Origin of the sequence: Devosia polycyclovorans (assembly GCF_042181575.1) — a bacterium.
GTDB lineage: Bacteria > Pseudomonadota > Alphaproteobacteria > Rhizobiales > Devosiaceae > Devosia > Devosia polycyclovorans.
On sequence record NZ_CP170082.1, the window covers coordinates 3,649,159 to 3,668,112 of the forward strand.

General features: G+C 59.3%; 9 protein-coding genes. 2 read left to right on the forward strand and 7 right to left on the reverse strand.

Translation table 11 applies throughout. The features are described 5' to 3' along the window. Nucleotides 1-1,746: a type I secretion system permease/ATPase gene (locus tag ACE4RL_RS18145; RefSeq protein WP_375598493.1), complete on the reverse strand. Its 1,746-nt coding sequence runs from the start codon at nt 1,744-1,746 to the stop codon at nt 1-3. Nucleotides 1,747-1,806: 60 nt separating this feature from the next. Continuing rightward, nucleotides 1,807-10,416, reverse strand: coding sequence for a peroxidase family protein (locus ACE4RL_RS18150; RefSeq protein ID WP_375598494.1), 8,610 nt, complete (start codon nt 10,414-10,416; stop codon nt 1,807-1,809). 261 nt (nt 10,417-10,677) lie between these two features. On the opposite strand from ACE4RL_RS18150, the gene ACE4RL_RS18155 reads away from it, so the two are divergent. Next, complete coding sequence (locus ACE4RL_RS18155) at nt 10,678-11,775, forward strand: sensor histidine kinase (RefSeq protein WP_375598495.1); 1,098 nt, start codon at nt 10,678-10,680, stop codon at nt 11,773-11,775. A gap of 52 nt (nt 11,776-11,827) precedes the next feature. Next, nucleotides 11,828-13,191, forward strand: a protein-coding gene (locus ACE4RL_RS18160; RefSeq protein WP_269372447.1) for an IS3 family transposase whose coding sequence is annotated in 2 segments (ribosomal slippage) — nt 11,828-12,175 and nt 12,178-13,191 — 1,362 coding nt in all. Because the reading frame shifts where the segments join, the coding sequence is not laid out codon by codon here. A gap of 171 nt (nt 13,192-13,362) precedes the next feature. Here the strand turns inward: ACE4RL_RS18160 and ACE4RL_RS18165 are convergent. The 5 genes from ACE4RL_RS18165 to ACE4RL_RS18185 all read right to left on the reverse strand — a co-directional run bounded on the left by ACE4RL_RS18165 (nt 13,363) and on the right by ACE4RL_RS18185 (nt 18,952). Next, complete coding sequence (locus ACE4RL_RS18165; RefSeq protein WP_375600317.1) at nt 13,363-14,025, reverse strand: tyrosine-type recombinase/integrase; 663 nt, start codon at nt 14,023-14,025, stop codon at nt 13,363-13,365. 322 nt (nt 14,026-14,347) lie between these two features. Further along, entirely contained in the window at nt 14,348-15,475 is a 1,128-nt protein-coding gene (locus ACE4RL_RS18170) for a Gfo/Idh/MocA family protein (protein WP_375598496.1), read from the reverse strand. After that, nucleotides 15,472-16,326, reverse strand: coding sequence for a sugar phosphate isomerase/epimerase family protein (locus tag ACE4RL_RS18175; protein WP_375598497.1), 855 nt, complete (start codon nt 16,324-16,326; stop codon nt 15,472-15,474). Before ACE4RL_RS18175 ends, ACE4RL_RS18170 begins: the two co-directional genes overlap by 4 nt. Nucleotides 16,327-16,329: 3 nt before the next feature. Further along, nucleotides 16,330-17,736 carry a CehA/McbA family metallohydrolase gene (locus tag ACE4RL_RS18180; RefSeq protein WP_375598498.1) on the reverse strand — a complete coding sequence of 469 codons (1,407 nt, stop codon included), beginning with the start codon at nt 17,734-17,736 and terminating at the stop codon, nt 16,330-16,332. 109 nt (nt 17,737-17,845) lie between these two features. Further along, nucleotides 17,846-18,952, reverse strand: coding sequence for an ABC transporter ATP-binding protein (locus ACE4RL_RS18185; RefSeq protein WP_375598499.1), 1,107 nt, complete (start codon nt 18,950-18,952; stop codon nt 17,846-17,848). Between the last annotated feature and the right edge of the window lie 2 nt (nt 18,953-18,954).

An 18,954-nucleotide genomic window follows, 5' to 3' on the forward strand; every position in this document is an offset into this window, starting at 1 on the left:
TCACTCCGCTGCCCGCACCGGCTGCAGGTTCGGCTTGCTTCGTTCGGGCGCCTGCTGTGCCCCCAGAACCTGCGCCTTGGTGCCAAATGCTGTCAGCTTGCCCGCCTGCACAACGGCGACGAGATCCATCTGCTCAAGTACGCTGGGGCGATGGGCGACAACGATGACAATGCCACCCCGCTTCTTGATGCCGGCAATCGCCTTGTTCAGGGCCTGCTCTCCCTCGGTGTCCAAAAAGGCGTTAGGCTCATCAAGAACCACCACAAAGGGATCGCCGTAGAGCGCGCGGGCCAGTCCAATGCGCTGGCGCTGTCCGGCTGACAGGGCGGTGCCCTGGGACCCGAGCGGAGTATCGTAGCCATCAGGCAGGCGCACAATCAGCTCATGAACGCCCGCGGCCATTGCGGCGGCTACCACACCCTTACCGTCGCGCTTGGGCGCGAAGCGCGAGATGTTCTCCACAATAGTGCCGTCCATCAGCGCCACTTCCTGGGGGAGGTAGCCCAAGTAGCGCCCCAGGACCTCTTCCTTCCACTGAAGCAGGTCGGCATTGTCCAGGCGCACCGAGCCGCGCAACACCGGCCATATGCCAGTCAAGGCACGAACCAGTGTCGTCTTGCCACCCCCGCTCGGGCCAATAATGGCCAAGCCCTGTCCGGCCTTGACCTCCAGGCTCACTTCGGAAAGCAGGACCTGGCCTGAGGACGGAGCTGCTACAGTGATCTTCTCAACCCGCAGTGACTCTTTGGGGGCCGGCAGATCAATGCGCTCGGGCAGATCTGCCAGGGCCACCATGGTTTCACGCAGGCGCTTGTATGCCTGACGGGCCGTCACCATTCCCTTCCAGTTGCCGATGGCCATGTCGATAGGGGCCAGCGCTCGAGAGGCCGCGACTGAGACAGCGATAATGGCGCCCGCTGACATCTGGCCCTGGATGGTGAAATAGGCACCCAAGCCCAGAAGGCCCGATTGCAGGAGCATCCGGAGCACACGTGAGATGGCGCTGAAAGTGCCTGTAATGTCGGTCACCTGCGTCTGCAGGACCAAGTGTTCGGAATTGGCCTGGGTATAACGATGGACGGCACGATCCTGAATGCCCATCGCCTTAATGATATCGGAGTTGCGAGCGTTGGAATCGGCGATCGCGCTACGCGCTATGTTCGCCTGGTGGACGGCATTGGCGAGCTGGCGGGACTTGAGTTCTGTCCAGACAGTCAAAAGGGTCAGCAATACTGCTCCGCCCAGGGTTACTGCACCCAGTACAGGATGCAGGAAATAGACGAAGAGTATATAGAGCGGCACCCAGGGCAGATCGAACAGAGCTACCGGCCCCTGACTTCCCATGAAGGTGCGCAGTGTGTCCACGTCTCGACCGCGTTCCAATGCTTCAGCCGAGGAGAAGCCAAAACGAGGCATGTCAACGCTGACGCGATGAGCAATCGGGGAGAGAATACGATCGATCTTCGCCCCAATGCGCACCAGCAGTTGAGATCGTATGATGTCGAAAACGCCCTGAAAGAGATAAAGTCCTAACGCCAGGACCGAAAGCGCGGCCAATGTCGGCACAGATCCGCTCGTGAGCGCCCGGTCGTAAATCTGCAGCATGTAAAACGAGCCGGTGAGCGCCAGCACGTTGATGATGCCCGAGATCCAGAACAGAAAGACTCCAATTCCCTTGAACTCTCGCTTGAGCATCGCGTCATTGCGGCGCTCTGCGAGAGCCTTACCAGACGTTGGCTTGGCCATTTTCCGACCCCTTCAAATGCAAGAAACCCGACCGGCGGGACGCCGATCGGGCAAGGACATCTAGAGATTGAAGTCTGAGGATGTCAGGTTGTGATTGCCGGTTATCGAGATGCGGAAGTCGGCATCGCCCCCATCGACATTGCCGGTCACCACGGTGTATTCGCCGTCCTCCCGCACTTCGTGGCTTAGCGCGATCTGACCAGCAGAAGGAGCGCCGTTCACCAGCGAGAAGGAGGTCCCACCGGCTAGCATGCCGGACAGGTCTATCTTGTCGCCCGCCTCGAAGTTGAGGATGGTGTCGCCGTCGGCGGCCGCGGCGCTACCGAACACGAATACGTCCTCTCCAGCGCCGCCATCCATGATGTTAACCGCGTTGCTGGCGATGATGGTGTCATTGCCGGAGCCGGTCGTAACATTCTCTACACCATAGAGCGTATCAGTACCCGATTGGCTGCCAGTCACATGGCCTCTACCACCTATGCCTGTACCCAGGTTCACATGGACCGCTTCGGTCATTGAGCCGAGATCGAGCGTATCGATGCCCGCCCCGCCATCAATCAGATCGTCCCCGTCATTGATGCGGCCGATGAATTTGTCGTCGCCGGAGCCGCCGTATAGTTCGTCGTTGCCGGCACCGCCGTCGATCATGTCATTGCCAGCGTCGCCAGAAATCCAATCATCGCCGGCCTCGCCATAGAGCATGTCGTTGCCGTCGCCGCCCAGGACGTCGTCATCACCTGCGCCGCTCCAGACGACATCGTTGCCTGCGCCAGCGTCGGCGAAGTCGTCGCCATCACCAAGCCTGATGATATCTGCACCAGCTCCGGCAATGACGAAATCGACTCCGCTCATCCCGAAGATCAGGTCCGGCCCCGATGTTCCCATGAGGACCCCACCAGCGGGCGTCCCGATCACGGGAGCGACTAGACCTGAACCGTCAGTGCCGCTTTCATCTTCGTCGCCCTCATCGTCATCGTCTTCGAAGTCTTCCTCGAGGTCGTCATCATCCTGACCAACGGCATCGTCATCGTCATCGTCATCGTGGCCATCCTGGCCAGCGGTGTCGTCGTCTGCATCCAGACTATTGAAGATATGGTCGTCATCGTCGTCCGGTGCATTCGAGCCATCAAGATCAAAGACGTTGTCCGGCAGACCCGTCAGTCCTGTGTTGCGGGCGATGATGTCGGCAAAGGTGACGTTGCTCTCCTCACGGAACAGGGAGTCATCGAAGATTTCCAGATAGTAGAGACGGTCGCCATGTTGCAGGCGGTTGAGCTGCTCAAGGAAAATGTAGCCGAAGGTCGAACCAAGTTGGCCAGCCACAGGCTTTTCAAGCAGACCTCCGACCCACAAATCCATGGAGTCGAACCCATCGGGATAGGCTTGCTGGAGCTTGGCAAGCATCACGTTGGAGATGCCATTGCGCAGAGCAAAGTCCGCCCAGCCGGTATAGGGTTTCAGGGCACTCAGATGCGTCTGCTCGTACAGTTGCGAGCGCACTACATTGAACGGCGCAACGCCCATGTCCCGGCCGCGGAAGATATTGAGTGCGGCCAGATCGAGCGGCCGGCCCACGAGCTGGTTGCGCAGTGCGTTGACCACATCCTCGTCAATCGCTTGATGCTGCACCTGAATCGCGCCTGCCAGCAGGTTGCTTACGCCCAGATTGACCACCTGGGCCGGGCTGAGGAAGGCCTGAACCAGGGAGACTTCCTGGAGCGCACCATTCTCATCGACGTAACTTACGGTCTCGTTGAGCATGGAATGGCCGAAGCGGTACGCCGCCTGGGCAAACTCGACCGAAATCGAAGCGTCGATGGTCGGGTCGTATCCCTCGAAACCGTGCTCATTGTCGTCGCTGTCGCCAAACCCGCCGGCCATTGCCGTGGTGAACTCGGTGAACACCACGCGCTGGTACTCTGCGATGTTCCGGATACGAGCCGCTTCGAAGTATTCCTGTTCAGTCCACTCGTTGTTGGTGCGGGCCTTCAGCTCGTCGACCCAGAAATTGTGATTTCGGTGCCAGATCGTGTGGATCGAGGTCAGCATCACATTTTCATTGGCGCGACCGTCGCCGGCCACGAAGTAGTGGCCGATCTGGTCGAGGTCGAGATAATTGGACTCTGTTCCATCGGGCAATGTGACGAATTTCGGAATGAAATCGATCAACAGTGGCTGCCCGGTGCCCTGGTAGTTCCCGACATCGTCCGAGGTCAGCTCGCCGCCTCCGGTCATGAGCCGGAAATTGTCGCGGATATGAGCAAGCGTGGGCAAAAGCATGTAGCCTGTCGAGTCCGCGTCGCCGGTCAGTAGATAGGCGGTCTGGACGGGTCCACCATCGCTGCCGACTTCCCAGCGGCGCAAGATGTCGGTGATGGCATCATGAGACCCGTAGGCCTGGTTTTGGTCGACATAGGGCGAGGCATGATTGATGTACTCTGCCGGGACCTCATCCCCATTGTTGGGAATGCCGTCCGGATCCACACCTGTACCCAAGACGATATTGGATCGCGGGGCATTGACCGGTACTGGACCAACATTGCCGATGTAGACCGAACCAGGCTGCCCCTTGGCCACGAAGTCGAGACCGTGGTCGAAATACTGGCCGAAGAAGGTCAGCAGGCTGGTGCCGCCAAAGGCATTGACAATGCTTTCCTCGATGCCATCCCCATCATTGTCCTGGTTGGACAGGATATTGGAAATTTCGCGCGGGGTGAGCGCCGTCTGCCGGATCCCGGTAGCGCCATCGGTGAAGTAAGCGTCAGTCAGGCGAATGAATCGATGATCGGCCGCTCCCCAGGTCGGGTTGTCGACATTGTTGCCATAGCCGGACGAGTTCCTGTCGAAGGCTGGGTCTCGCACCATGTCGAGCAAGTCCTCGATATCCTCGTCGTCCAGCAAGTTGCCACTGTTGCCAGGGCCGTTCTGGAACTGGGGGGGTACCGAGCCGGTGAACATCACTGAATGTGTGCCGTTCGAATAGGTCTGGGTGCCGTTGCCATTGTCAACGAGGGTGTAGTCCGAGACATCTTCACCCGGTGCAAGTTCGATAACGTCCTGCGGCCGGACCGTGCCGACAATGGTGTCGTTACCGCCATTGGAACGGAATACTATGCGGTGCGCTGAAGACAGGGCCGAGAAATCGACGGTGTCATCCGCCGCACTGCCGTTGACAGTAATAGTCGAAAAGTTAAGGCTCGTTCCGAGGAAGTTGCCGATCACCAGGACTGTGTCACCGCCGGTCGCGCCGCCATTTGGTACGCCGTTGCCGTCATTGGCTGACACCTCCAGCGTGTTGACCACAATCTCCTCGATATTGTCGAGCTCGGCGATAATGGATGCATTATTGGTGCCGTTCCTGGTGATGACTATTTCGGTGGTAGCGGCCAGGCCAGTCATGCCAGCCAAAACTGCTTCAGCCCTTGTATAGATGCGGAAGGTCTCGGCGCCGGCGTTGCCCGTTATAACAATGGTATCGTTGCCTGCGCCGCCGTCGATACGATCGCGGCCATCGCCAGTTCGCCAGATGATGGTGTCGTTGTCGTCGCCTCCATTGACCGTGTCGTTGCCGGTCCCTCCGGTCAAAATGTCATCGCCGGAGCCCCCGTTGAGAGTATCGGCGCCACCATTGCCGTTAAGGATATCATTGCCCGCGGCACCATTGAGGACGTCAGCGGCCCCGGACCCATTTGCGATGTCGTCTCCGGCGGTGCCATTAAAGGGGCTCGGAACAAGTAGGCCGCGCGCCCAGTTAGCCCCCACAGGCGCCGTGGCGTCAGAGACCAGTGTTTCCGGATTGCCACCTCCGTCCGTAAAGCTGACCGCAACCCTCACTTGCATTCCTGCAAAGGCATTGGCAGCATTACCCAAAAAGCCCAGATCAGCATCGGTGGGCGTAAAGCTGGGGCTGTTGCCACCGAGAAGAGCCGGCACGTTTGCCCAGTTGACCCCATCGGCGGATACCTGCCACTGGAAGCTGAGTGGGCCCACGCCATTCGCATCGGTGATTGAGGACACATCAACGGTGAGCGGCTGACCTTCGGTCGGCGTTAGATCACTGATGACCGGTGCACCCTGTGCTGGCTGGTTGATAAGATCGGCCAGCACAATGGTCTGGTCCCGGAATTGCAGTCGCTCGATGTTGCGAAGAGTGTCCACCCCATCCGAGATCAGCCGACGACCGGTCACCGGATCAATATCGGCGGTAACATTCACATGAGCGACCGTAACCGAACCATCCCCGTTGAGGGTGACCGTATAGTTTTCCGTGCCATCATCGGCGAGGAAGTTGTCGTTGAAAACAGCGGTGTCGACGTCCTCGACGGCACCGTCATCCGCGATGATTTCGCGTACGATGTGCATTTGGCTGGGCACGATCGTCCGTGAAACCAGCAGTTCGAACAGTGACTTGCCGATCCAGGTCGGTTCAACCGCATCAACGGCGGTGAACACATGCTTGAGCGTGTAGATAGTTGCGATCTCGTTTGCAGCTGAGTTCTCAGCGCCCGGATCGGTCAGGCGGATCCGCACGTTGAGGCGAGCATTTCCGTCGATGAAGTCGTCACCACCGTTGCCCTGAAGGATGTCGCTCCCGCCACCGCCAAGCAAGATATTGCCACCGGTGAAGGCTACTATGTCTTCACTGGTTCCTACCGGGACATTGGACACCAGGTTGCCCAAGAGCTCGCGAAGACCTTCGATGCGATCCAGGCCAGCCTGGCTGAGCTCGTCCTTGAAGAACAGGGTTTCAGTGTTGTTGACCGTAGGTATGGCTGGGGGAGTGCCAGCAACGCGATCATCACCGCGCAGCGTGTCGTTGCCATCGCCGCCAGAGAGTGCCTCGACCTTGTCAAAACGGTTTCGCAGTATGTCCGCTTCTTCGGTAGTGAAAATGCGGATGCGCATGTCGGCATTGGCATCAAATGTGGCGCCTTGGTAGCTGACCCAGTCAAAGCCGAACATGCCTTCATTGCGCATGACGCTCTCGCCCTGCACCATGATGTCGTCGCCCGACTCGGCGTCAAAGTCGTGCTCGTCCGAGCCGGCGAACATCACGTCATGACCAAGAATTGTCGAGTTGAAGAATAGTTCGGAGTTATCACCCGCGGTGGTGTCGAACCCCCCGCCAGCTTCTATCCAGTCATCCCCTTCATTGCCGAGCAAGAAGTCCGCACCATCCCCGCCGAGGATGAAGTCATCGCCTTCACCGCCGAACACTTCGGTATCGTCCTTTCCGGCGAAGACAACATCTTTGCCTTCGCCGCCCATCAGGACGTCGAGTCCGTTGGAGCTGGCAATTACGTCGTCACCGGCGTCACCCTTGATGAAGTCGCCTTCGTCTCCCTCATCGAGGATTATGTCGTCGCCCGCCCCGCCCATGATGAGGTCGACACCTTGGCCACCCTCGATATAGTCGTTGCCGGCATCGCCCCAGATCGCATCGTCGCCGAGATCGCCGATCAACACATCATTCGCTGAGGTGCCGCCCAGCACGACATGCTCGCCGCCAATGTAGCGGAGATAATTGTCGTAGTAGGCCTGAAAGGCGGCTGGCATGGTCCGGCCAACCTGGGTGAAGCCTAGACCGGCCAAAACGGCATCGATGTCGTTGGGGTCCTTGCCAGGATCAATGCCGTTATAGTCCTGCTGGTAGTTCTGGTTGACCTCCAGCACCAGGTCATACTTTGCGAACGAGTCGATGCCGATGTGATGGCGGATCACGTCATCAGCGGTGCCGCGAATGCCGTCTGGACCGGGTTCGGTCAGGTCCGTGTTGGCCATAATCATTTTGGAGAAGGCGTTATTCTCCAGTGCGTCCAGGAAATTCAAGCCCTGCGTGCGCGTCAGGTAGTAGAACCGATCCGCATCCTGCAGTGCCTCCATTTGCGCTTCGAACACTGCGGTGAATGTCGAACCAAGCATGCCGCCAAACAGCAAGATCTTCTCGGCAAGGCCGCCAATCCACAAGTCGACGTCATTCAGGCCGCCCAGATTGCCGGAAAAGGTGCCCGTGCCGTTGATGAAGGAGTTGCGGTCCGCGATGTCAGTTGCGTTGCCGGCGGCATCGACACCGAACACCAGTTCCATTGCAACTTCGCGCTTCTCTGCAAGGGTGTCTGCTGCCAAAAGCAGGCTATGAGTGCCATAGGCGGCGACGAAGTTCACGACGGAGAGCGGGTTTTTTAGGCCCACCGCAAAGTCGGCCCAGTTGTTATAGGGTCTTAGGAAGCTATGACCCGTGGCAGAGAATAGTTGTTCGCGTGCCTGGTTTAGGGTCGGCATTCCGGTGTCTCGACCGCGAGCAATGTTTATTGCCGCGAGGTCGAGTGGCAGTCCAAGCAGGTTATTGCGCAAGGCATCAACGACAAACTCGTCGATCGCATTGCCGCGCACATTCGTCAGCCCCCGGACAACCGCGCCCGCCGCTGCTTCACTGGATATGCCACCATCGTTGTCATACTGCACCGGGTTGAGGAACGCCGCGATCAAGCCGCTATCGACTGTATTGAGAAAGGCGGTGTCGGCCGTACCGAGTGGATCATAAAACGCGCGCGGCAGACTGTCAGTCAGCATCGAATGGCCAAACCGGTAAACCACATTCGCAAACTCAGCGAAAATTGCCGGATTGATGTCAGTGACGGAGTTGAAAACGAAGGGGTCGATCGCCGGCTGAATCTTGCGACCAAATTCTTCAAACACCAGGTGCTGATATTGCATCTCGGTGGCAAAGCGGGCCGCCTGAAAGATACGTTCGCCATCCCACGCAAGCGTCAGCCCGTTGATAAAGGCGTGCTTGTCGACGGCCGCATCCAGAGAGGCATGCAGGCTGGCCAGTTCGTCGGCGGTAAGGTCGGTCACCAGCCAGTCGTTAACAAAAGCAAGATCGCCTTCTTCAAGGATTTTGAGCTTCTGGACTACGGTCTGGCGATTATGTTCGGAGTGGAAAACATGGTGGACCGCGGTCAGACCAAAGTTTTCGTTGCCGCGTCCGTCGCCAGTGATGAAATGACGATCGAGCAGTTCATTGTCGTATTCAGTGCGAACGCCAAAAGCGTTGAGAGCCTGAGCATTCCCGGTGTCCCCATCCGCGTCTGCTGAAGTCCAGACGCTGTTGGGTGTGGCAGGGTTACGGTCAGGGTCCACGAACACCGGCACGGCATCGTGTGCGATGTCATCCAGGAATGCGTTGGAGATCTTCACGGCGACGTCCCACGTGGCTACGGGCGTCGTGAGGTTCCCCTCAATCGTCGTGTCGTCGGCAGTATTGGGGATACCATCCAGGCCGATGTTGGTCACGATCAGGGGCAATCCGTTCGGACCCCGGACGAATTCGCCATATGCGTCCGTGCGAAGCAATGGAACAGCGTGCACGTCGCGGTCGTCCAGCTCTATCCCGAGCAAGCTCCGGGCTTGTTCCTTGATGTCGCCCCAGGTTGCCAGCCCACCCTGTTGGCCCTCAAGCAGTCGTCCCGTCGAGAGAGGACCATTTGGGCCCATCACATATTCGCGCAGGAACACCTGATGCGAAGCGTGTGACGTATAGGTCTGGTTTTGGTCAACATGCGGTGTGGTGACGTTTTTCTGCGTCGGGATACCGTTTTCATCAAGAACCGTCGTGGCTCTGGTCAGCGCCATGAAGCGCAGTTGTGGAGCCAAATCGTCGGCGGTACCGAGGATGCCATCAGCACCGAGCACCAGCGGATCATCGTTCTGGAGCGGGACATAGATGGTGCCATTGCCGCCCTTGCTGATCAGATCCAGTCCATGATCAAAGAACTGGCCAAAAAATGTCATCCAGGCGTTAAAGGGGGCGGAGATGCCTTCATCGGGGGCCACGTTGGGGATGATGAGTCCGTTTGTTTCATCGAGAATACCCATGTCATGGGCCATCGCGAGGAATGCCCCATTCGGATCGGCTGAGGCAGTCTGGGCACTCGCAAGCGCTTGCTCAGCAATAGTGAGGGCGGCACCGGCATCCTGGATTGCATCCCAGGTAGTCGAGTCCAGCGGATCATAACCTGCCATCGCGGCCTGAAAATTCGTTTCGGCTACGGCCAGGTCCTGTTCCAACGTGCTCAGGTCCGCGCCACCGGCACCGCGTACGCTCAGTAATGCCGCGAGGTCGGCATAAGGGTCCTCCGAACCGGCGAAAACCAACGCAGCAAATATTGCAGCGGGGTTATTGATGCTCATGTCGGCGATGAGATTGGATATAATGCGAGGATCCGCATCGGCCACATTGCCGGTATTTCCGCCATTGGCAGCGCCGGGGACCCCGTTGAGGACGCTATAATCGGTATTTGTGACTAAGCCTCCGGGGCCGAAATTCATCGTGTCGCCATCGGCATCGTTCATGTAGTTCGGGGACAGGAAGCGAGGCATTGGCTGGTCGGACGCGCCCCAGAGTTCCCGTCCAGCGACCAGGTTGTTGTAGCTCCCGTCAACCGTCCGAATGCCAAAAGGGGTCTTGGTGTCCGGAATGGCCCGCGGCCAACCGGCGTCACCCGTGAAGACCCCATTTGCATCGTAGAAGACGCCTTCCGTAATCACTTCGCCGGAGGCAGGATCGATCCTGATCTCTGTCAGCGCGGCACCATTTGCATGTGCCTCACCAATCTTGATCTGCTTGAGAATGAATTGCAGGTCATTGAGGTTAAGTTCGATCGCCATCTGTCCCTCCTGTTTCGACAGCCAAACCGCCGAGACAGGGCTCGAGCCGGACACGACTGTGAATTGCTGGGGTTCAGTGTTGCTCTTGTCAGCAATTAAGCGATACTGCACATCGTCAGGTCATTTAGTCTGTAAAAGGACCTATCCGGAGTTGAGACCTTGGTCGGTATTGGAACTAGACTTTGGTCTAAAGGGGGTATCCTTTTCAGATCAGTCGCCGCGCAATTTTTCATCGCTTCCGTTGTAACGATCTTTGCATCCATGCTGGTTCTTGGGAGCTGGGTCAGCCACCAGATCAAGCATTCAGTCCTGGTTGCGACGGGCGTCCAGACAAGCCTGTTCGCGGAAACCATCTTGGCGCCGTTCGTGCAAGATCTGGAGGCGGGCGGAACCCTTGACGAAGCACGCATCAATGCGATTGACGCGCTCCTGGGCGAGACGCCCTTTGCGGATCTCTACGTATCGATCAAAATCTGGCGGAGTGACGGCCTTGTACTCTACGCGACCAACCACGACCTGATCGGCCAGCTGTTCGATCCTATCTACGTTCGCGAGGCCGCCGCGGGAAAGATCGTGGCCCAATTCGAGAGCGTCTACCGTTCTGAACATGCCCATGAACGCCTGGTTCAAGAGAAGCTGGTCGAGGTTTATGCACCTCTTTTTCGGACCGGGTCAGATGAGGTCCTCGCGATTGCGGAAACCTACGAGCGCGGTAACGCGCTCTCGGACGCGTTGGATCAAAGCCAGCAGATGACCTGGCTCGTAGTCGCAACTGCGGCCACAGGGCTTGTCGGGTGTCTCTATTTGATCGTCTGGCGGGCAAGTCAAACCATCGTGGCGCAGCGGAAGCTACTGCGGTCTCGAATTGTTCAGCAGAGCCGACTGGCGCAACAAAATAGAGCGTTGCGCCTGGCTGCGGACAAAGCCCGTCTCAATGCAAGCACTCAGACTGAGCACCACTTGAGCCGGATCGGCTCGGACTTGCACGACGGCCCCCTTCAGTTGCTAACGCTTTCTACGCTCAAAATGACCTCTGCAGTGCGCATTCTTCGAACGGCAGGAATAGACAGAAAGGCCGTAGAGCAACAGATCGAGACAGCCGTAGAGATGACCCAGAATGCTTTGGGTGAACTCCGCGCAATTGCGACAGGACTAAGCTTGCCGGAAATTGCCGGCCTGACTCTTCTTGAAACCATACATCGGGCAGTTGAGCGGCATCAGGCCCATACCGGAAACCATGTAGAACTGTCCGTGGTGGAAGTGCCCGAACCTGTTAGTGAAGCGCTAAAGACATGCGCCTTCAGAGTCGTGCAGGAAGGCTTGAACTGTCCGCCGTCAGCACCAATGGCACAGATTTGAGGTTGTGATTTAAGGAGGATTTGGGCTTCGTCGTAGTGACGAAGGAACGAAGATGAAGCCCAAATCCTCCTTGAAAAAATCGCCCTCCAAGGCTCCCGCGGAGCGGGTGGTGAAGGATATCCGGCGTGCGACGCGTCGGCACTTCTCGGCCGAAGACAAGATCCGGATCGTGCTGGAAGGCTTGCGCGGCGAGGACAGCATTGCCGAGCTGTGCCGCAAGGAAGGGATCGCCCAGAGCCTGTATTACACCTGGTCGAAGGAGTTCATGGAGGCCGGCAAGCGGCGCCTCGCCGGAGACACCGCCCGCGCTGCGACCACCGGCGAAGTGCATGACCTGCGCCGCGAGGCCCGCGCCCTGAAGGAATGCGTTGCCGACCTGACCTTGGAAAACCGCCTGCTCAAAAAAAGCATGATCGCGGATGGGGGCGACGACGAATGAGGTATCCGGCATCCGAGAAGCTCGAGATCATCCGGATCGTCGAGCAGTCGCACCTGCCGGCCAGGCACACGCTGGACCAGTTGGGCATTGCCCGCCGGACGTTCTATCGCTGGTATGATCGCTTCCTCGAAGGCGGGCCGGAGGCGCTGGAAGATCGACCATCGGCGCCGAGCCGTGTGTGGAACCGCATCGGCGATGATATCCAGGACCAGATCGTCGAGATGGCGCTGGATTACAGCGAACTGTCACCGCGCGAACTGGCGGTGCGCTTCACCGACGAGAAGCGCTACTTCGTGTCGGAAGCCACGGTTTACCGTCTGTTGAAGGCCCATGATCTGATCACCAGCCCGGCCTATATCGTGATCAAGGCCGCCGATCAGTTCCACACCAAGACCACCCGGGTGAACGAGATGTGGCAGACCGACTTCACCTACTTCAAGATCATCGGGTGGGGCTGGATGTATCTGTCGACCGTGCTCGACGACTTCTCGCGCTACATCATCGCCTGGAAGCTGTGCACCAACATGCGGGCCGAGGATGTCACCGACACGCTGGACCTCGCGCTCGAGGCCTCGGGTTGCGACAGCGCAACGGTGCTGCACAAGCCTCGGCTGCTGTCGGATAATGGCCCGAGCTACATCGCGGGTGAACTGGCGGAATATATCGAGGCCCGGAAAATGAGCCATGTGCGCGGCGCTCCGATGCATCCCCAGACTCAGGGCAAGATCGAGCGCTGGCATCAGACCCTCAAGAATCGCATCCTGCTCGAAAATTACTTCCTGCCCGGTGACCTTGAGGCCCAGATCGAAGCGTTCGTCGAGCATTATAACCACCGACGTTACCACGAGAGCCTGAACAACGTGACGCCCGCCGACGCCTACTTCGGCAGGGCCGATGCCATCATCAAACAGCGCGAAAGGATCAAACGGAAGACCATCGAACATCGGCGCTTGCTGCACCGCAAGATCGCCGCTTAATATCATCCCCAGGACGAGGCCCGCACTCCGCTAATTTACGCCGCGAGTTGTGCCAAATGTTCTGACGACGGACAATGTGGCTGCTGACCGTCCGGTTCCAGATATCGAACCGGGATCGTGAGCCGCCGGCGTGTTCTCGTGTGGCCTCACCTGCGGCGGGGCCACTGATCCTCAGACTTCGGTGTGTTCCGCCAGTTCCAGCGCGTCCTCAACATCGACGCCCAGGTACCGAACCGTATTCTCGAACTTGTTATGGCCCAGAAGGATCTGCACCGCGCGGAGATTGCCGGTCGCCTTGTAGATGAGCGAGGCCTTGGTACGCCGCAGCGAATGCGTGCCATACTCCTCCTTGCGCAGACCAATGGCGGTGACCCACTCATCCACCAATCGGGCATATTGCCTAGTGCTTAGATGATCGTTCGGATCAGCTCGGCTAGGAAACGCGAAGTCCTCAACCGAGCCCCCTCGCCTCTTGAGCCATGCCAGCAAACTTGTTCTAGCATCACTCGTGATCTCGAACTGCACTGGTCGACCGGTCTTCTGCTGGATCACCATCGCCCGGGCGCGAATGTCATGACCGGTCACCAGTGTGCCGATCTTAAGTTTGACCAGGTCGCAGCCGCGCAGCTTGCTATCGAAAGCCAGATCGAACAGCGCTGGGTCGCGCATGCGACCCTCCCGATCCAGGAAGAACCGGATTGCCCAGATCTGGCGGACCTCGAGCGCCCGCTTGGCGCCGACTTGCCGACCAGCGTTCCAAGCCGGCCGACCTCTGGCGGCGGGGTCATCTGTGAGATACCCATTTTCGTTGTCCTTTGGCCAACATCGGCCAATCGGAGAACGAATAAGGCGAGCGGTTTGTCGGCCGGCGCCGTGCCGCTTCAAAAGAATGGCCCCCCTGCCCCACAACTCTGCAATGCAGTGCCTCGAGCGGGATCGCTAATTGTCTGTCCGGTTTTGGTCGGCTACGGCGAAAAACAGCCGTAGCGAAGCGGACCGGACCAAACGCTCGCGAACCCGATTTGTCGATAGCCCAAGAAATTGGCCCCGGCGGTTAGCTTAGGGACTAGCTTGCTGTGTGTCGAAGTAAGCATTTACGCCCGCCGTCCTGGGATTGGAACCTCGGCTAACCACCCGCAACTTTTCAACTGCGGCGTCATGGCTGCCCTCCTTGCCGTGGCACCCAAGTACATGAGCTTTGCGTCGGGCTGACGTTAGTCCTGAAGTGATGGCCGATCTCCGCAAGGATCTTGAGGTCGTCAAGGGAGTCTTCAAGCGTGGTCTTGTTGGGCGTACCGTTGACGACGTTGTCTAGAAAGGCGCCAAGCTCGATGCGGAAGGGGTCTTCGTAGACCGGCCCGATCACTTCCGTGCCCGTTTCGGTCGCCGATGAAGACGTAATTTCGAGGCGTGTCGGCAGATTACGGATGTAGGGCGTATCGTAGTTGAGCTTGAAATGCTGGGTCTGGGTCAGCACTTCGATGCCGGCGTCGAAGCGCGAGACATCGTCGATGACCGCCTCGTAAAGGGCGGTGAAGTGTCCATAGTCGAAGAGCGCGATGACGGTTTCTCCTTCATGCTGGGTGGCGTAGCGGACCCGCCGGGGCAAGCCCAGGAGATCACGCATGGCCGAAATGCTGTGCGAAGAGAGGCCGGTCAGGACCTGGTAGGCGCGAAGCGCATCGGGCGGGCAATCCTCACCCATGACCGTGCGGAGTATTGCCTGGGTGCGGGCCCGGCCAGCGGCGATGAGATCGGGCGAAACATCGTCGGGCCTGAAGACGTTACGCGTTTGCGCCACGAAGAACGGCGCCTCGCGGATGATGTCACGGATACGGACGTGGCGGATCGTATCTAGAGCCGGCAGGTGGTTCTTGAGTTCGAGAAAGGGCCGCGAGAAGCGCCGCATATAGCCAACAAAGACCACCTGGCCGGGACGCTGGGGAATATCGAGGATCGGGCGCAACTGGTCGGCGGTAAGGCAGGCCGGCTTTTCGATGAAGACATGCTTGCCCGATCGGATCGCCTCAGCCAGCAGATCGGCATGGAGGTGATCGGGCGTCAGGATGAAGACCGCATCGAGCCTCGGATCAGCGATCAGCGCTGCTGCATTGTCGTGGCGCGTGGGCACGCCATAGCGGCGGGCGATATGTTCGACCAGGCTCGGCGACACATCGGTGATGGCGGCGACAGAAAACCGCTGGTCATCGGCCAAAAGCGGCAGATGCATGAGTTGGGCGACTTCACCCAGGCCGATCAGGCCCACTTTAAGAGTTTGGGTCATTTGGCGATGGCGTTCATATAGGCAAGATTGCGCGTGGCGAGTTCGAGCGGCGTTTCTCTGGCATCGGCAGCGACATCCTGCTCCACCACGATGGGGCCCACAAAACCGCGCGCTTCAAGCAGGCGCCTCACCGCCTGGATATCCACCACCCCGTCCGGCAGTGGACACATCACCCCTGCGTCATAGGAGCCGGCGACGGAAAGCTCCCCCTCGAGCACGCGTCGGCGCACTGCCCCATTGACGTTCTTGAGATGCATATAGGCGATGCGGGGAAACACCCGTTCCATATAGGCCAGCGGATCCTGGTCCCAGAAGGCATGGTGGCCGGTGTCGAAGCAGAGCGCGATGTCGGTCTCGGCCAGAAGGCGGTCGATCTGAGCTTCCCGCTCGATTGCCGTGCCAATATGGGGGTGAAAGCTGAGCTGGAGCCCGTACTCGCTCTCGACCAGCGCCTGCCCGTCCCGGACCATCTGGATCAGGCCCGCCCATCCGGCGTCATCGAGCACGCCTTCATGTCCCTTGGGATAAAAATTACTCTCATCCATGATTACCAGGTGCTGCGCCCCCAGCGAGACCAGCAGCGACGCAAGTTCACGCAGCGTCTGCATGAGAACGGGCGCTGAAGTGGCGTCGCCGAACGTGTGAACATGAGTTGCCCCGATCATCTCGAGGTTGCGCGCTGCAAGTTCGGCCTTGAGCAGTTCCGCGTCCTTGGGCAGGAAACCGAAGGGACCCAATTCGGTACCGCGATAGCCTGCTGCCGCCACCTCATCGAGATAACGCTGCCAGCTATAGTCATTGCCCGTCGGATAGGTGATGCCCCAGGAACAGGGCGCGTTGGCGATAAGCATGGTTTACGCTCCGATGTAGATGGGATTGCCCAGGGCTCTGCGGATAGGCTGATCCACCAGGTCAGCACCCTTGAGCTGCCAGGGGAGTGCACGCCCATCGAGCGCAGCAGCGAACTCGGCGACTAGTCGCGCGCGGCTGGCATCACCGGCGATGATTTCGGCCCGAATGAATGTCTGGACGGCTGGCAGCGGCACGCTGGCCGACCAATCATCGCTGTCAATTTCAAGCCTGGCGACCGGCCCCGTCGCATCGATCAGCACCAGGAGGTCACCCGCCGCGCCACGCGCCACCACCTCGATCGAGGCAAGCGCGCGTGCCATGCCCCCCATCACGATGTCGCCCACGCGTATTTCCAGATGGGGGCCCGTCGGGCTTTCAGTCACATAGCCGTGTCCAGCCTTCATCGCTGCCAACACGGCATCTTCGCTCAGTTCGGGCAGGAACAGCACGGTCGTGGGGCGTGCCAACACCAGCGGACCCTCGGGCATCAGCCGGTCAGGCTGGTGATAATCGGACCCACCGATAGCCGAAATCCGCAGCCCGGCGGCAAGCCGCTGCTGGTAGCGCTCAAGGGAAATCCAGTTCCAGGCCAGCCATGTCGATTGCCAAACTTCCTGGCAGTCGGCGGCGGGGAATTCATAGTCCCAGGGGATGGTGGGCTTGTCGTGATTGATCGAAAGCAGCCCGCTCTTCTCGTGCACCAGCCTTTCGAGCACATGGGCATCACTGGGATGGGTCATGCGGAAGTCGACCCATTCATCCATGCCGTAGACATTGGCGTGCCCCACGGCGGTCGTAACCTCCATGGCGCGCACGAAAATCAGTTCGGGCGAAGACTGCGGGTGGAAATACCGCCTCTGGGTAATGGTGTTGTGGTCGGCAACGGCAAGGAAATCGAGCCCGGCCTGTTTGGCCGCAGCATGCAGCAGTTCGGGCGAACCCTTGGCGTCGGAATGGAAGGTATGGCAGTGCAGGTCGCCCCTGTACCAACCTGGTTCGGATCGGACCGGAAAGGTGCGCGCCGGCTGCGGTTCGAGCCGGCGGTGAGCGCTGTCGAGCGTAATGGCAACGGTGACGTCCGCTCCCGCCACAGGGACCTGATAGAGTCCGAGAATGACGTTCCAGGTGCCGGGCTGAATCTCGCCATGGATATAACCCGGCGTGGCGTCGTCGGTCGCGATGAAAAAGCGGTCGCGCGCGCCCCCGCTCCAGCCGCGGAAGCCTTGCTGGGTCGGATAGCCGGTGTCACGCGGATCAAATGCGCCCAGATCGATGATACAGTCCTCCGCCTTGGCATAGGTGAGGACGACATCGATGCGGGTCGTGGCCTCGGGAACATCGAATGGGATGTAGAAATAGGGGTTTGCGGCCTGGTCGGCGCGGGTGACATGGGTGGTGATCGTGGTCATTGACGTTTCTCGACGTGCAGCCACGTGAATAGGGCGATCCCCTCCCCTCTCGACGGTGGGGAGATGAGAACGGGGTGGCGCAGAGCCCCCTCGTGCTGCAATTGGCCGGTCATTCCCCAGCAACCGGGATACGTTTTCCAGTGCCATCAAAGAGATGCACATGCTCAGCCAAAAAGCTGAGCGTCACCACCTTGTCGACGTCCAAGTGATCGTCGGTGAAGATACGGGCCGTGATCCGCGCATTCTCGCCACGGTCGAGTGTCACGAGGCTTTCCGGGCCCATATTTTCATTGGCAAACAGCGGCGCCGTGACTGTGTTGCTGGCGCCAGCAGCGGCAATGGCCAGATGTTCCGGGCGCACGCCCAGCGTCAGTTTCTTGCCGCTCGTGGCCAGTGCCTTGCCGATGGCATCGGTCATCGGCAGGCCTTGCATGGTGAGCCCCTCGCCCTTGAGCAGCAACTGACCCTCGCCCTGCTCACACTCCACCTCCACCAGGTTCATCGGCGGGTTGCCGACGAAATTGGCGACAAAGGTGGTGGCCGGACGGCGGTAGATCTCGATTGGCGAAGCGTACTGCACGATCTTGCCCTGATCCATGACCGCGATGCGGGTGGCCAGGGCCATCGCCTCTGCCTGATCATGGGTGACATAGACTGCGGTCATGCCCATGTCGCGCTGCAGGTGGTTGAGGAACCCGCGGGCCTCGAGGCGCAGCTTGGCGTCGAGATTGGAAAGCGGTTCGTCAAAGAGATAAACCTGCGCCGGATAGACCAGAGCTCGCGCCAGCGAAGTCCGTTGCTGCTGGCCGCCCGAAATCTGGCTGGGCAGGCGGTCCATGAGATGGCCGATCTTGAGCACGTCGGCGACTTCCCTTGCACGGGCATGGCGCTTTTGCACTGGCTCGCCGCGCACCTTGAGCGGATAGGCCATGTTGTCCGCCAGGTTCATATGCGGATAGAGCGCGTAGTCCTGGAACACCATAGCGATGTTGCGGTCCTTGGGGTGGAGATGGGTCACCTCCTTGCCGCCAATCAGGATCTGGCCTGAGGTCGGCGTTTCAAGGCCCGCCATCATCCTGAGAGAGGTGGTCTTGCCGCATCCCGAAGGACCGAGAAGACAGACGAACTCGCCATCACCGATATCGAGATTAACGTCCGATACGGCCTTGAAGGCGTTGAAGCTCTTGGAGACGTTTTTGAATTCAACAGAAGCCATGA